Raw genomic sequence first — 14,082 nt, 5'->3', positions numbered from 1 at the left:
GAACCGCACACAGCATTTCCTACTATACCCTAGTTTGGCCCCATTTTCCTAGAGAGTAAGTATCTGGGGGCCATCTTTGGTCAACGCCACCGTGTGCTCGAAGTGGGCGCTGTAGCTCCCGTCGACGGTCACCGCCGTCCAGCCGTCAGCCAGGACCCGAACCTCCGGGCCACCGGCGTTGATCATCGGCTCAATCGCGAGCACCATGCCGGCCTTCAGACGCGGCCCCTTGCCCTTGGGGCCAAAGTTCGGGACCTGGGGGTCCTCGTGCATGCTCCGGCCAATACCGTGGCCGACAAAGTCGCGGACCACGCCAAACCCTTCAGCTTCACACATCTCCTGCACTGCCGCGGAGATATCGCCCAGCCGGCCGCCGACCTGGCATTGCTGAATCGCCGCCTCGAGCGACGCCTTCGTAATCTCCAGCAGCCGCTGGATCCGGGGCTTCGTCTCCCCGATTGAATAGGTCACCGCGGCGTCCGAGTAGAAGCCATCGACAATCACTCCGCAGTCAATTGAGAGGATGTCTCCATCCTTGAGGACCCGCTTCTGGTTTGGCATCCCGTGGACGACCTCTTCATTGATCGAGGTACATAGAGCCGAAGGATAACCGTGGTAGCCCTTAAAGGCGGCCTTTGCGCCGAACTCGGCGATCTTCGCAGCCGCGATCTCCTCGATGTCCATCGTCGAAGCGCCCGCCACAACATGCGGCGCGATGGCGTCATGCACCTTGCGAAGCACTTTGCCCGAGATCCGCATCTTCTCGATCTCCTGCGGCGACTTAATCATGATGGCCATCGGCTAACTCCTTCCCGTTCCCTGGCGAAGGCGGCGCAGCGCACCCGTAATCGCGGAGGTCACCTCTTCTACACCCCGGCTGCCGTCGACCTGCTCAAACCGGCCCTGCCTGCTGTAGTGTTCGACGACCGGCGCCGTCAGCTCTCCAAACGTCTTCATCCGCTCGTGGAAGACCGTCTCCGAGTCGTCCGAGCGCTGGATCAGCGCCTGACCGTCTGCATCGCACTCCCCCGCGACCGCCGGAGGATTCGTATAGATGTTATAGATGTGCCCGGCCGGGCAAAGACGCCTGCCCGTGATGCGGCGCAGCAACTCATCGTACCCGACGACGATGCTGATCGCGACGATCGGAAGCGTCTCAGGCCCCGAGGCAAGCTGCGAATCCACCCACTCTGCCTGGATCAGCGTGCGCGGAAAGCCATCGAGGATATAGCCGCGAGCCACGTCCGGCTTCGCGAGCCGGTCAGCGACCATCTGGTTGACGAGGTCGTCGGAGACCAGCTGGCCCTTGTCCATGAGCGCGCGAGCAGCCTTGCCAAGATCCGTTCCCATGGCGATGTTTTCGCGCAGCAGGTCGCCGGTCGATATCTGCGGAATGCCAAACTCGGCCATCAGCCGCTTTGCCTGTGTCCCCTTGCCTACCCCGGGAGCTCCCAAAAGAAGGACCGGCCCTGGCAAGAAGCTAACGTCTGCCGGGGCCGGTTGATGTGTTGATAAATCGACAGTCAATGCTTCCACTTCCCTACCAGCTCTTGCGTCCGCGGATTCTTCCGCTCTTCGGAGTAAAGCCATCATAGTGGCGCATGATGAGCTGCGACTCGATCTGCTGCACCGTATCCATGGCGACGCCCACGACGATCAGCAGCGAGGTGCCGCCGAAGTAGAAGTTCACGCCGAGGCCGTTGGTCATCCAGCTCGGAAGCTGGTCAAACATCCTGCCGATCAGCCAGATATGGTTGAAGTGAATTCCGCTGATGAGAAGCTCGGGGATGATCGACACGATGATCAGGTAGAGCGCGCCAACCAGTGTTATGCGAGTCAGAACGTCGTTGATGAAGTCGGCCGTGCGCTTGCCCGGACGGATGCCGGGAATGAACCCGCCGTACTTCCGCATGTTATCGGCGATGTCGTCCGGACGGAAGACGATCGAGATGTAGAAGTATGCGAAGAAGATGATCGCGATGATGCGGAGCAGTTCGTACCACGGCTCGCCCGGCGAGAGGTTGCGGATGATCGGCCCGAAGAAGGCCGTATCGCGCAGAGGAGCGCTGCCGAAGAAGCTCATGCCCTGGAACAGAAGGGGGGCCGAAAGAATCGAGCTCGCGAAGATGACCGGCATCACGCCGCCGGAGTTCACCTTGAGCGGCAAGTGCGTGGATTGCCCTCCCATCATGCGCCGTCCGACGATGCGCTTGGCGTACTGCACCGTGATACGTCGCTCAGAGCGCTCGACGTAGACGATAAATGCGACCACCGCGATCATGCCCGCAATCAGCAGGACGACCGCGACCGGAGTAAACGCGCCCCAGGCATTCGTCTGAACCTTGTCGTAAAGCTCCGCGATGCCCCGTGGAATACCGACGACGATACCGGCGAAGATCAGCAGTGACATACCATTGCCGACGCCGCGCTCGGTGATCTGCTCACCCAGCCACATGATGAAGGCAGTACCGCAGGTCAGCGTCAGAACGCACAGTGGGATAAAGGCGCCACGCGAGATCGTAACCATCGGCGCGCCTGTAGTCGAGTTCGTGAGCGTCAGAGCGATCGTGAACGACTGGACAATGCCCAGGAGCACGGTGACATAGCGGGTCCACTGTGTAATCTTGCGGCGGCCAAGCTCGCCTTCCTTCTGCAGCTTTGCCAGCGGCTCGTAGATCACCGTTAGCAGCTGGAAGATGATCGACGCAGTGATGTACGGCATGATGCCGAGTGCGAAGATCGTTAGTTTGCGAAGGTTGCCGCCGGAGAAGAGGTCAACCAGGCCGAGGGCCGAACCAGAGTTCTGATTGAAGAACTCCGCCAGCATCGCGCCATTGATGCCCGGGGTCGGGATATTCGATCCGATACGGTAGACGGCCAGCATGCCAAGCGTGAACAGCACGCGCTTGCGCAGGTCAGGAATGCGAAAGATGTTTGCGATTTTCTCGAACATCGGAGATGGGAAACCTCGGGTGGAGCTGGTTCGGATGAAACTGCGACGCGAGGGTCACTCGCCCTCGCTGCCACAATTCTAATACTGCCGCCTTAGCCGATCAGGACAGCCTTGCCGCCAGCCTTTTCGATCGCCTCCTGGGCGGTCTTCGAGAACTTGTGCGCGTGAACGGTGACGGCGGTCTTGATCTCGCCGTTATTCAGTACCTTGATCAGACCGTTCTTCTTGCGCAGCAGGCCAAGAGCGACGATCTTCTCAAGCGTGAACTCGGTCTCGCTGGAGGCAGCGTTGATCTCTGCGATGCGGTCGAGGCCAACAACCGTGTACTCGGTGCGGAAGATGTTGGTGAAGCCGCGCTTAGGAAGACGGCGATGCAGCGGCATCTGGCCACCTTCAAAGCCGCGCATCAGGCTCGAGCCCGAACGCGAACCCTGGCCCTTGTGGCCGCGGGTCGAAGTCTTACCCATGCCCGAGCCCATACCGCGGCCGATACGCTTCTTGTTGCTATTGGCCTTTGCAGGGGCCTTCAGATTGGAAAGATTACGGATTGCCATTGTTTCCTCGCTCTAACGCCGGGAGATTGTTCCCGACTCGCATTTGTTCGCCGGAGTCTATGCCGGCGATGGATGAGTGCCCTTCCCTACTCGACGATACGGACGAGATGGGGAACCTTGGCGACCATGCCCCGAATAGAGGGCGTGTCCTCGCGCTCGACGATCTGGTTCAGCCGCGTGAAGCCAAGGCCCTTGATGACGAGCTTGTGCTTCTCTGGCGTAGCGATCTTCGAACGGAAGTACTGCAGCTTGATTTTGGCTTTGGACTCGGCCATGGGTAAAAACTCCTCTTACAGTTCTTCTTCAGCTTTGCCACGCAGCGTGGCGACATCGGCCTTGCTGCGAAGCTGTGTGAGAGCGTCGAAGGTGGCCTTAATCACGTTGTGCGGGTTCTTGGTGCCGATCGACTTCGTCAGCACGTTCTGCACGCCCGCCGAGGTCATCACAGCGCGGACCGTGCCGCCGGCGATGACGCCCGTTCCCTCAGGAGCAGGCTTCAGCATCACCTGGCCTGCGCCGTAGTGGCCGAGAACCTGGTGCGGAATCGAAGTCTGGGTCAGGTTGACCTTGACGAGGTTCTTCTTCGCAGCCTCGATGCCCTTGCGGATGGCCTGCGGGACCTCCTTGGCCTTGCCCGAACCGTAGCCCACGATTCCCTCGGCCGGATCGCCGATGACGACCAGCGCAGCGAAGGACATGTTCTTGCCACCCTTGACGACCTTGGTGACGCGGTTAATGGAGACCACCTGGTCCTTCAGGTTGAGCCGGTTCGCGTCGATCTTCTTCTTTGTTGCCATAGTCTCTTATCCAGCTTTCTGGCTTCCCGTCCAGGGAGCCTTGAGGGAACTCTTAGAACTCCAGTCCTGTTTCGCGGGCGGCATCGGCCAGTGCCTTGATGCGGCCGTGATAGAGATAACCGCCGCGGTCGAAGACGACCTTCTTGATACCCTTCTCCTGCGCGCGCTGTGCGATCAGCTTGCCCACTTCGACCGCCGCTGCGACGTTGCCGCCGGTCTTCGACGCCTCGCCCTTCTTGGTGAGCGTGGAGGCCGAAACGATCGTGACGCCGTTCTGGTCGTCGATAAGCTGCGTGTAGATGTGGTTCAGCGAGCGGTAGACATTCAGGCGCGGACGCTCCGCGGTGCCGGACATCTTCTCGCGGATGCGCGTGTGGACGCGCTTACGGATGACATTACGTTTGCGAGGACTGATCATAATTTGCTTTCCTTCCTAGTGGCGGCGCCAGAGTACTGGCGACGTTCGGTTGTGGAGGACCTGGGAGGGGAGTAGTTTTGCTCCTTCTATTCCCTATCCCCAGGCCCTATTCCCTGTTTTACTTCGCGCCCGTCTTGCCGACCTTCTTCTTCAGCTTCTCGCCGGTGTAGCGGACGCCCTTGTTCTTGTACGGATCGGGCTTGCGTAGCGCGCGCATGTCTGCGGCAACCTGGCCGACCTTCTGCCGGTCAACGCCGGAGATGGTAAGGTGCGTCTGCTTCGGGTCGATCTCTACTGTAATGCCGGTCGGCAGCGGGAACTCGATCGGGTGCGAGTAGCCAAGCGTAAACACCACCAGGCCCTTGCCCTTCATCTCGACGCGGTATCCGATACCGACGACGTCGAGCTCCTTGCTCCAGCCAGCGGTAACGCCATGAACCGCGTTGAAGACCAGCGCGCGGGCGAGGCCGTGAAACGCAGCCTGCTTGTCGTTCTCGCGCTCAGCGACGATGGCGCCGTCCTTCTGGACGAGCTTGATGCCCTCCGGCAGCAGCGCGGTGACCTTGCCCTTCGGGCCTTCAACGAGGACAGTGTTGCCGTTGACGGTGTACTTCACGCCAGCGGGAACGGGAATCGGCTTTTTGCCAATACGTGACATGATGAATTCCTTTGGTGGCTTGCGAGTCGCGAGTCAGCCTGAGCTGGGCCCGTTCCACTGCAGCCGCGGCGATCTCCCGCCGTTTGGTGCTTTATGTCTTCGGCTGGCCAGGGGTCTCCTCGCCGGCCGCAATAACTACCAGACCTCGCAGAGGATCTCGCCGCCAACGCCTTCGCGGCGCGCCTGACGGCCGGTCATAACGCCCTTCGGGGTAGTCATGATCGAGATGCCCAGGCCACCCTGCACGCGGCGGATCTCGTCACGACCGACGTACACACGGCATCCGGGACGGGAGACACGCTGCAGGTCGCGGATCGCAGCCTCGTTGTTCGGTCCGTACTTCAAATAAACACGGATGACCTTCTGGCCGTTCTCTTCCACGGCCTTGAAGTTGGCGATGTATCCCTCATCCTTCAGGATGCGGGCGATCTCGCTCTTGAGCTTCGAGGCAGGAACGTCAAGCTTCTGGTGACGGGCCCGGATGGAGTTGCGGATCCGGGTCAGAAAGTCAGCTACTGGATCGGTGAGGTTCATTCATTCTCCTTCATCCCCCGTTCGCTCGCGAGTCGGCCTCGACGAGAACCAGCGGGAATGTTCTATTGCGGGTGCTGCATCCAGACGTCTGCATTCAAAGCCGTGGCCCGAATGAGGTCTCTGGGTGGGCGTACTGTCTCAACCAGCTGTACGCGGAGTGATACTTCTATACTACCAGCTCGACTTCACGACGCCCGGAATCTCTCCCTTGAGAGCGAGCGAACGGAAGCAGAGACGGCAGACGCCGAACTTACGCAGGAACGCACGCGGGCGGCCGCAGAGCTGGCAGCGGTTGTGCTTCCTGGACTTGAACTTCGGCTTGGCTGCATCTTTGACGCGTTTTGCGGTAGTTGCCATATTTATTCTCTATCCTGTTTCAAACTTCTGTTTAGGCTCCGGCGCGGAAAGGCATTCCAAAGCCCTTCAGCAGAGCGCGGGCGCCGTTGTCGTCCTTCGCCGTCGTCACGATCGTGACGTTCATGCCCTTCAGCTTGTCGACCTTCGCATAGTCGATCTCGGCGAAGATGAGCTGGTCGCGCAGGCCAAGCGTGTAGTTGCCGCGGCCGTCGAAGCTCTTCGATGAGACGCCACGGAAGTCGCGAACGCGAGGAAGCGCAATCGAGATCAGGCGGTCCAGAAACTCGTACATCGCGTCGCCGCGCAGCGTGACCATCGCGCCGATGGGCATGCCCTCACGGACCTTGAACGCCGCGATAGACTTCTTGGCCTTGGTCGTCACCGGCTTCTGGCCGGTGATGGCCGCGAGATCGGCGACCAGAGGGTCCATGATCTTCACGTTCTGCGTCGCTTCACCGAGACCCATGTTGACGACGATCTTCTCGAGCCTCGGAATCGCCATCACGTTCTCGATACTGAGTTCCTTCGCCAGTGCCGGTTTGATCTCTTTTTCGTACTTCTCTTTGAATCGTGTTGCCATGACCTACTCTTCGCTTTCTCCACGGTTCCGGATTGGCTATGCCGTATACCGATTCGTGGGGTGAACCTGAAATTCTGAAACTGAAACTACAAAGACAAAAGACTCTGCTTAATCTCTTTACTTCTTCTTGTCGGGAATCACATTCCCGCTCGCCTTCGAAACCCGAACTCTCTTGTCGCCCTCAAGCCGCGATCCGACGCGGGTCTTGTTGCCCTCGGCGTCGATCAGCATCACGTTCGAGATGTGGATCGGCGACTCCTGCTCGGCGATGCCGCCCTTGATGTTGCGCTGCGGGTTGGGCTTGACGTGCTTCTTCACCGTCATCACGCCCTCAACCAGGACGCGGTTTTTGTCCGCAATCACGCGGAGCACGCGGCCCTGCTTGCCCTTATCTTTGCCGGCGATCACTTCCACACGGTCGTTGCGCTTGATCTTGATGCCTGCCATAAAGTTCTTCTCTCCTGCCTCGACGATCCATACAGCACCGGAGTCGGAATCCGGGATAAGCGCGCCGCTGACAGCTCGGCGCGAAATGACGTTAGATAACCTCAGGCGCGAGCGAGACGATCTTCAGGAACTTCTTCTCGCGGAGCTCACGGGCAACCGGCCCGAAGACGCGCGTTCCAACCGGCTCCATCGCGTCGTTGATCACGACAGCGGCGTTCTGATCAAAGCGGATATAGGTTCCATCGCGGCGGCGCGACTCCTTGCGGGTCCGCACGATCACGGCCTTCACGACCTTGCCCTTCTTCACGGTGCCGTCGGGCGAGGCCTCTTTGACCGCCGCGGTGACAACGTCACCGAGACCGGCCTTCTTGCCGAGACCGCCACCAAGGGGCAGGATCACCTGCAGCTTGCGCGCGCCGGAGTTGTCGGCAACGTCAAGGATTGTTCTCATCTGTACTGACATCGTTCGTCTCCTGGTGTAACGGTCAGGGCCTCAGGCCCCAACATTCCAAACTTCTTCACGAGCCCTGAGGCCCGGGACACTGACTACTTCCCTTCAGCAGGCGTCTCGTCGGCAAGCTGGGCGAGCGAGCTGCGGCGGACGATCTCCTCAAGCGACCACCGCTTGAGCTTCGACAAGGGCCGCGCCTCACGGATGCGGACCACATCGCCCACGCGGGCCGAGTTCTGCTCGTCGTGCGCGTAGAACTTCTTGTTCGACTTCATCACGCGCTTGTACTTCGGGTGCGCCTTGCGCATCTCGATCTCGACGACGATCGTCTTCTGCATCTTGGTCGAGACGACGAGGCCGACCTTCTCGTTACGGCGCGACGCCGCCTGCTCGGTTGCCTGCGTGTTGTTCGTTGTATCTGCCATGACTTAATCCTTCTTCGCTTTCTTGCGAGTACTCTTGGCCGGCTCGGCCTTTGCGGCAACCGCAGCCACCGGCTTGCCGGCGCCGAGCTCACGCTCACGGGCGACGGTCTTGATACGGGCGATGTCCAGCTTGAGCGTCCGCAGCTTCTTCACGCCATCGCTGTTACCTAGGCTCTTCTGGAAGCGGATGCGGAAGAGCTGCTCGGCCGCCTTGGCCTGCTCGCTCTTGAGCTCGTCGTCACTGAGGTTGCGAATCTTGTCGAGTTCCATTGTCTTTTCCTTCAAACCTTAATTACTTGGCTGCGACCGTCGCCTTTACGTCGTGGCGCATGACGAAACTGGTCTTCAGCGGAAGCTTGTGAGCCGCCAGGCGCATCGCTTCCTTGGCGATGTCCGGGTTCACACCCTCCATCTCGAAGAGGATCCTGCCCGGACGAACCACGCAGACCCAGTGATCCGGAGCGCCCTTGCCCTTACCCATACGGGTTTCGGCCGGCTTCTTTGTGATCGGCTTGTCCGGGAACAGACGCAGCCACACCTTGCCGCCGCGCTTGATGAAACGCGTCATCGCGATACGGCTGGCCTCGATCTGGCGGTCAGTGATGTAACCGCACTCCATGACCTTCAGGCCGTAGTCACCGAACGAGAGATCGGAGCCGCGCCACGCCTTGCCGGTCATACGGCCGCGCTGCTGCTTGCGATACTTCACCTTCTTTGGCATCAACATAACGAAAACCCCTGGCTGTTAGCTGCTAGCTTCTAGCTGTTAGCCAGATCTAGCTGATTCAAAATCTTCTCCGCTGCAACCAACTAGCTAAAAGCTAAGAGCTAAGAGCTAGCAGATGTGCTTACGACGTGAACACTCCGGACGTCGTACCCTGATCGCGACGCTTCTTCTGCTCGTAGATATCGCCACGGTAGATCCACGTCTTGACGCCGATGACGCCATACGTCGTCTTGGCCTCTGCGAAGCCGTAGTCGATATCGGCGCGCAGCGTGTGCAGCGGCAGACGTCCCTGCAGATACCACTCCGATCGCGCGATCTCGTTTCCATTCAGACGGCCCGAGACGCGAACCTTGATGCCCTTGCAGCCGAAACGCAGCGCAGAGTCCACGCTCTTGCGCATCGCGCGGCGGAAGCTGACGCGCTTCTCGAGCTGCAGCGCGATGTTCTCGGCCACCAGCTGAGCATCCAGCTCCGGCTTGTTAACCTCGAGGATGTCGACAAACACCTCGCGGCTCGTGTTCTTCTGGATGTCGGCCTTGAGCTTGTCGATCTCCGCGCCCTTGCGGCCGATGATGATGCCCGGCCGCGCGGTGCGGATGATCAGGCGCAGCTTGTTGCCCGGACGCTCCACCTCAACCGAGCTCACGCCGGCGGCCTTCAGCTTGTCACGCAGCTCGGCCTTCAGCTTGACGTCCTCGACCAGCAGCTTGTCATAGCCGCGCTCAACGAACCAGCGCGACTTCCACGGCTTGTTCACGCCGAGGCGAAACCCATACGGATGGACTTTCTGTCCCATAGTTTCCTTTACTCCGTGCCCGGTGCCGGTTGAGCCGGCGGGCGGTCATGCAAAACCTTTATTTTACCAATCCTGGCAAGCAAAAAAGAACGCTTATTTCGTGGCTTTCTTAACTGCTGCCTTCTTCGCGGGAGCCTTCTTGGCTGCAGTCTTCTTCGCCGCGGTCTTGGTGGCCGTCTTCTTGGCGCCCTTTGCCGGCGCGGCGACCGTCTCGGTCTCCCCGGCTGCCGTCACGGGCGCCTTCTTCTCGGCGACGGTGACGACGATGTGTGCCAGCCTGCGCTGGTAACGAAACGCACGACCCATCGGGGCAGGGCGAATCCGCTTCATACGAGGTCCCTCGTTCGCCACGGCCGACTTCACATACAGGTTGTCGACGTCGACATCGAGGCCCTGCTCCTGCGAAACGTAGTTGGCGTTCTGGATCGCCGAACGCAAAACCTTCTCGACCACCGGAGCGATGCGCTTCGAGCTAAAGTGAACCGTGTTGATCGCCTGCTCCACGCGGAGGCCCTTGATGAGGTCGAGGACGAGCTTCGCCTTTTGCGGGCTCGTGCGTTGGAACTTCGCCTCAGCGCGAAACTCTCTGATTTTCTCTGCTGCCTTAGCCATGACTTTCAGTCCTTAGAAACAAAAAAACAAACTATTCTGCCGAAGAGTTTTTACTTCGGCTTTGCGGAGGTCTCGGCCGCCTTGGCGGAGTGCCCCTTGAATGTACGGGTCGCCGCAAACTCGCCCAGCTTGTGGCCCACCATGTTTTCCGTCACGTAGACCGGGATGAACTTGCGGCCGTTGTGGACGGCGATCGTGTGCCCGACGAAGTCCGGGTGAATCGTGGACCGGCGGGACCAGGTGCGTACCACCTTCTTATCGTTCGCCTGGTTCATGACGTTGATCTTCGCCATGATGTGATCGTCGATGAAGGGGCCTTTTTTCGTAGAACGTGCCATCTGTTAGCTCCGAAATCTCTCTAAAACGCTTCTCTACCGAAAAGCTTTTACTTGCTGCGGCGGTTGACGATGAACACATCGGTCCGCTTGTTGTTGCGTGTCTTGTAGCCACGGGTCGGCTGGCCCCACGGCGTCACCGGATGACGGCCGCCCGAGGTCTTGCCCTCACCACCGCCGTGCGGGTGATCGACCGGGTTCATCGAGACGCCGCGATTCGCCGGACGGATTCCCTTCCAACGATTACGACCCGCCTTGCCGATCGTGACATTCTCGTGGTCCGTGTTGCCGACCTGGCCGATCGTCGCCATGCACTCAACGAGGACCTTGCGGGTCTCGCCAGAGGGCAGCTTCAGAAGGGCATAGTCGCCTTCTTTCGCAACGAGCTGAACCTGCGCGCCTGCCGAACGGGCCATCTGAGCGCCCTTGCCCGGACGAAGTTCGATGTTGTGTATCGTCGTACCAGCAGGGATGTTCTTCAGGGGCAGTGCGTTGCCAACCAGAATGTCGGCCTCAGGACCGCTCATGATCGACTGGCCAACCTTCAGCCCAACCGGCTGCAGGATGTAGCGCTTCTCGCCGTCGGCGTAGCTGACCAGCGCAATGCGCGAGCTGCGATTCGGATCGTATTCGATCGTCGTCACTGTGGCCGGGATACCGTACTTGTCGCGCTTGAAGTCGATGAGGCGCAGCTTCTTCTTGTGGCCGCCACCCTGGTGACGCACTGAGAGAGCGCCGGTCGAGTTGCGGCCGCCGGTGCGCTGCTTGACGGCCAGCAACGGCTTATGCGGCTTGTCCGTCGTCAGGTCATCGTTGACCAGCTTCGTCGCGAAGCGGAGGGATGGTGTAATCGGTCGAAATGATTTGATCGGCATCGTCTTTTCAACTCCTAGCCTGGGGCCCTAAAGCCGGGTCGCTAGTTCTCTTTCAAAACTTCGTTAGAAATCCAGTCCTGCTCGTTGCTTACAGGCTGTTGATGTACTCCGGCATCTTCTCGCCCTCTTTCAGGCGAACATAAGCCTTCTTCCAGTCGGGGCGGTAGCCTGCAAACTTTCCGCGGCGGCGCTCCTTGCCCTCAACGGTCGATGTGCGAACACCCGAGACCTTCACCTTGAAGAGGGCTTCCACAGCTTGCTTCACCTCGGTCTTGGTCGCCTTCAGATCGACCTCAAAGACCAGGGTGTTCTGAGTCTCTTTCACGCCCATGCCCTTCTCGGTAATCAGGGGACGGCGAATGACGGTATAAAGAGTCGGCATTTATGCGACCTCCTTCTGGGCCGCAGCGGCCTTGCGCTTCGATACGTACTTCTTCAACGTCTCCTGCAGGGCCTCGATGGCGTCCTTCGAGAAGACAGCGTGCTCATAGCGAAGCAGGTCATAGGGATGAACCTCGGAGCTGAGGACCAGCTCGACGCCTGCCAGATTCCGCGAGCCAAGGTACAGCTTCTCATCGAGCTTCTTGCTTGTCTCGACCAGCAGGGTCGTCTTGCCCGCCTCCAGCTTGTCGAGAGCCTGGCGATACAGCTTCGTCTTGGCCTCAGGCACCGCGAACGAATCGACGACGGTGAACTTGCCCTCTGCGATCTTCGCAGTAATGGCCGAGCGCAATGCGCCCATCAGCTTCTTCTGCGGAAACGCATACTCATAGCTGCGCGGCTGAGGCCCGTGGACCGTACCGCCGCCGCGCCAGAGCGGAGTGCGGATCGAGCCCACGCGAGCGCGTCCCGTTCCCTTCTGCTTCCACAGCTTCTTGCCGGCGCCGGAGACCAGCTTACGGTTCTTGGTCGCCGCCGTTCCCTGCCGGAGAGCTGCGCGATAGTGCTTCACTGCCTCCCACAGCAGCCCGTCATTCACGTCACCGGCGAAGACCGCGTCAGAGAGCTCAAACTCCCCAACCTTCGTTCCGCCGAGATTGACTACGTTGATGTTTGCCATCGTTCTTCGTTTCACTTTCTGTGCGGCCATCGATGCGGCACGCCCTGACTTTGTTTCTCTGCTTTCACCGGTCCTGTTCCCCGAGCAGAGTGTTGCTATGAATCAATAAGCAAAAACAAATACCTTCTACTTATTTTTCTTTACTTCTTCTTCGGCGCAGCCTTCTTCGAAGCCTTCAGCGGATCGAGTGTCGTCGCACCCGCGAAGCCACGGCGCTCACGCGGCGGAGCCTTGGCCTTCGAGATCAGAACATAACCATCACGCGGCCCCGGAACTGCTCCCTCGACCATGATCAGGTTCTCGTCGAGATCGATCCCGCGGATCCGCAGATTGCGAACCGTCACCTGGTCGTGTCCCATGTGGCCCGGCATACGCTGGCCCGGGAAGACGCGCGAGGGAAACGACGAGGCTCCGATCGAACCCTGCACCTGGAACATGTGACCGTGCGACTTCGGCCCGCCTCCGAAGGCATGGCGGCGAATGACGCCGGCAAAGCCACGGCCCTTCGAGGTGCCGATCACATCCACAAATTTTTCGTCCGAAAAAATATCAACCAGGATGCGATCACCCGCCTTGATGCCATTCGACTCTTCGCCATCCTTGGCGGCCGCAGTCTCAACCGCAACCTCCTTCAAAACGCGGACCGGAGGAACGTTCGACTTGGCAAAGTGGCCGGTCATGGCCTTGTTCACCTTCGAAGCCTTTACGAAATCGACGTAGCCGATCTGGGCGGCGTCGTAGCCGTCCTTGGCCAGAGTCTTCAGCTGCGTCACAACGCAGGGGCCGGCCTTCAGCACGGTGACCGGGTGAACCTCACCCTTGTCATCGAACATCTGGGTCATGCCGATCTTTTTACCGAGAATTCCTGATACTGACATCTTCTTTTCCTTTCCTCATCATGCTCAGCGGAGCACTGTAGGTGTCACTCAACAGATCGAAAACTAAAGCTCTCTGCTCAAGGTTCTTTACTTCTGAACCGTCTTGATCTCGACATCCACGCCAGCCGGAAGATCGAGCTTCATCAGCGCATCGACCGTCTGCTGCGTCGGCTCGAGAATGTCGATCAGCCGCTTGTGCGTGCGGATCTCGAAGGCCTCGCGCGACTTCTTGTCGACGTGGGGCGAACGCAGCACGCAATACTTGTTCTTCATCGTCGGCAGGGGAATGGGGCCCGCAACCTGAGCGCCCGTGCGCTTGGCCGTTTCGACGATCTCACCGGTGGAGGTGTCGAGCACGCGGTAGTCATAAGCCTTCAACCGAATTCTGATTCTCTGTCCTGCCATCGTCTTCTCTCTCAGTCTTGTTGTGCAAAGATCGGGTTGAGTCGCCGCCCGCGGAAGCAGGCGGCGCTATCTATTACTTAATGATCTCGGAGATGGTACCGGCGCCGACGGTGCGTCCGCCCTCGCGGATGGCGAAGCGCAGGCCCTTCTCCATGGCCACCGGGGTGTGCAGCGTGATCTCCAGCGCGATGTTGTCGCCCGGCATCACCATCTCCGTGCC

Annotated in this window: 25 protein-coding genes; all 25 read right to left on the bottom strand. The window is 59.7% G+C overall.

Features of this window, described 5'->3' with window-relative positions:
• Positions 1 to 48: 48 nt before the first annotated feature.
• Entirely contained in the window at positions 49 to 798 is a 750-nt protein-coding gene (gene map, locus OHL16_RS19710; protein WP_263368917.1) for a type I methionyl aminopeptidase, read from the bottom strand.
• A gap of 3 nt (positions 799 to 801) precedes the next feature.
• Positions 802 to 1,536 (bottom strand): adenylate kinase, encoded by a 735-nt coding sequence (locus OHL16_RS19705; RefSeq protein WP_317891106.1) that lies wholly within the window; start codon positions 1,534 to 1,536, stop codon positions 802 to 804.
• Between the two features lie 4 nt (positions 1,537 to 1,540).
• The gene (gene secY, locus OHL16_RS19700; protein ID WP_263368916.1) at positions 1,541 to 2,953 is read right to left on the bottom strand and encodes a preprotein translocase subunit SecY; all 1,413 of its coding nucleotides are present in this window, start codon (positions 2,951 to 2,953) and stop codon (positions 1,541 to 1,543) included.
• Positions 2,954 to 3,045: 92 nt separating this feature from the next.
• The gene (gene rplO / locus OHL16_RS19695; RefSeq protein ID WP_263368915.1) at positions 3,046 to 3,507 is read right to left on the bottom strand and encodes a 50S ribosomal protein L15; all 462 of its coding nucleotides are present in this window, start codon (positions 3,505 to 3,507) and stop codon (positions 3,046 to 3,048) included.
• Positions 3,508 to 3,593: 86 nt separating this feature from the next.
• On the bottom strand, positions 3,594 to 3,782 hold the full coding sequence (rpmD, locus tag OHL16_RS19690) for a 50S ribosomal protein L30 (protein ID WP_263368914.1): 189 nt from the start codon (positions 3,780 to 3,782) through the stop codon (positions 3,594 to 3,596).
• A gap of 15 nt (positions 3,783 to 3,797) precedes the next feature.
• On the bottom strand, positions 3,798 to 4,304 hold the full coding sequence (rpsE, locus tag OHL16_RS19685; protein WP_263368913.1) for a 30S ribosomal protein S5: 507 nt from the start codon (positions 4,302 to 4,304) through the stop codon (positions 3,798 to 3,800).
• 52 nt (positions 4,305 to 4,356) lie between these two features.
• On the bottom strand, positions 4,357 to 4,722 hold the full coding sequence (rplR, locus tag OHL16_RS19680) for a 50S ribosomal protein L18 (RefSeq protein ID WP_263368912.1): 366 nt from the start codon (positions 4,720 to 4,722) through the stop codon (positions 4,357 to 4,359).
• Positions 4,723 to 4,840: 118 nt separating this feature from the next.
• Complete coding sequence (rplF, locus tag OHL16_RS19675) at positions 4,841 to 5,380, bottom strand: 50S ribosomal protein L6 (RefSeq protein WP_263368911.1); 540 nt, start codon at positions 5,378 to 5,380, stop codon at positions 4,841 to 4,843.
• A 135-nt stretch (positions 5,381 to 5,515) separates the two neighbouring features.
• Positions 5,516 to 5,914, bottom strand: coding sequence for a 30S ribosomal protein S8 (gene rpsH, locus OHL16_RS19670; protein ID WP_263368910.1), 399 nt, complete (start codon positions 5,912 to 5,914; stop codon positions 5,516 to 5,518).
• 171 nt (positions 5,915 to 6,085) lie between these two features.
• Positions 6,086 to 6,271 carry a type Z 30S ribosomal protein S14 gene (locus OHL16_RS19665; RefSeq protein WP_263368909.1) on the bottom strand — a complete coding sequence of 62 codons (186 nt, stop codon included), beginning with the start codon at positions 6,269 to 6,271 and terminating at the stop codon, positions 6,086 to 6,088.
• Between the two features lie 31 nt (positions 6,272 to 6,302).
• On the bottom strand, positions 6,303 to 6,851 hold the full coding sequence (rplE, locus tag OHL16_RS19660; protein ID WP_263368908.1) for a 50S ribosomal protein L5: 549 nt from the start codon (positions 6,849 to 6,851) through the stop codon (positions 6,303 to 6,305).
• A gap of 117 nt (positions 6,852 to 6,968) precedes the next feature.
• Positions 6,969 to 7,298, bottom strand: a complete 330-nt coding sequence (gene rplX, locus OHL16_RS19655) for a 50S ribosomal protein L24 (RefSeq protein WP_396127235.1) — start codon at positions 7,296 to 7,298, stop codon at positions 6,969 to 6,971.
• Between the two features lie 91 nt (positions 7,299 to 7,389).
• A complete protein-coding gene (gene rplN, locus OHL16_RS19650) occupies positions 7,390 to 7,761 on the bottom strand; it encodes a 50S ribosomal protein L14 (RefSeq protein ID WP_263368907.1) in 372 nt (123 codons plus the stop codon).
• An 83-nt stretch (positions 7,762 to 7,844) separates the two neighbouring features.
• Positions 7,845 to 8,174 carry a 30S ribosomal protein S17 gene (rpsQ, locus tag OHL16_RS19645; RefSeq protein WP_263368906.1) on the bottom strand — a complete coding sequence of 110 codons (330 nt, stop codon included), beginning with the start codon at positions 8,172 to 8,174 and terminating at the stop codon, positions 7,845 to 7,847.
• A 3-nt stretch (positions 8,175 to 8,177) separates the two neighbouring features.
• Positions 8,178 to 8,444: a 50S ribosomal protein L29 gene (gene rpmC, locus OHL16_RS19640; RefSeq protein WP_263368905.1), complete on the bottom strand. Its 267-nt coding sequence runs from the start codon at positions 8,442 to 8,444 to the stop codon at positions 8,178 to 8,180.
• A gap of 22 nt (positions 8,445 to 8,466) precedes the next feature.
• On the bottom strand, positions 8,467 to 8,901 hold the full coding sequence (gene rplP, locus OHL16_RS19635; protein ID WP_263368904.1) for a 50S ribosomal protein L16: 435 nt from the start codon (positions 8,899 to 8,901) through the stop codon (positions 8,467 to 8,469).
• Positions 8,902 to 9,022: 121 nt separating this feature from the next.
• Entirely contained in the window at positions 9,023 to 9,697 is a 675-nt protein-coding gene (gene rpsC, locus OHL16_RS19630) for a 30S ribosomal protein S3 (protein ID WP_263368903.1), read from the bottom strand.
• Positions 9,698 to 9,790: 93 nt separating this feature from the next.
• Positions 9,791 to 10,309 carry a 50S ribosomal protein L22 gene (rplV, locus tag OHL16_RS19625; protein WP_263368902.1) on the bottom strand — a complete coding sequence of 173 codons (519 nt, stop codon included), beginning with the start codon at positions 10,307 to 10,309 and terminating at the stop codon, positions 9,791 to 9,793.
• Between the two features lie 50 nt (positions 10,310 to 10,359).
• Positions 10,360 to 10,647, bottom strand: coding sequence for a 30S ribosomal protein S19 (rpsS, locus tag OHL16_RS19620; protein WP_263368901.1), 288 nt, complete (start codon positions 10,645 to 10,647; stop codon positions 10,360 to 10,362).
• Between the two features lie 47 nt (positions 10,648 to 10,694).
• On the bottom strand, positions 10,695 to 11,519 hold the full coding sequence (rplB, locus tag OHL16_RS19615; protein ID WP_263368900.1) for a 50S ribosomal protein L2: 825 nt from the start codon (positions 11,517 to 11,519) through the stop codon (positions 10,695 to 10,697).
• A gap of 88 nt (positions 11,520 to 11,607) precedes the next feature.
• Entirely contained in the window at positions 11,608 to 11,901 is a 294-nt protein-coding gene (locus OHL16_RS19610; protein ID WP_263368899.1) for a 50S ribosomal protein L23, read from the bottom strand.
• On the bottom strand, positions 11,902 to 12,579 hold the full coding sequence (gene rplD, locus OHL16_RS19605) for a 50S ribosomal protein L4 (protein ID WP_263368898.1): 678 nt from the start codon (positions 12,577 to 12,579) through the stop codon (positions 11,902 to 11,904). It lies immediately after the preceding gene.
• 140 nt (positions 12,580 to 12,719) lie between these two features.
• On the bottom strand, positions 12,720 to 13,457 hold the full coding sequence (gene rplC, locus OHL16_RS19600) for a 50S ribosomal protein L3 (RefSeq protein WP_263368897.1): 738 nt from the start codon (positions 13,455 to 13,457) through the stop codon (positions 12,720 to 12,722).
• An 87-nt stretch (positions 13,458 to 13,544) separates the two neighbouring features.
• The gene (rpsJ, locus tag OHL16_RS19595) at positions 13,545 to 13,862 is read right to left on the bottom strand and encodes a 30S ribosomal protein S10 (protein WP_013581294.1); all 318 of its coding nucleotides are present in this window, start codon (positions 13,860 to 13,862) and stop codon (positions 13,545 to 13,547) included.
• Positions 13,863 to 13,935: 73 nt separating this feature from the next.
• Positions 13,936 to 14,082, bottom strand: a 147-nt coding sequence (locus OHL16_RS19590) for an EF-Tu C-terminal domain-related protein (protein ID WP_449506057.1), incomplete at its 5' end; no start/stop codon positions are given.

The organism is Edaphobacter bradus (assembly GCF_025685645.1).
GTDB lineage: Bacteria > Acidobacteriota > Terriglobia > Terriglobales > Acidobacteriaceae > Edaphobacter > Edaphobacter bradus.
The sequence above is the reverse complement of the archived record's forward strand: the minus strand, read 5'-3'. Positions and strand labels throughout refer to the sequence as shown.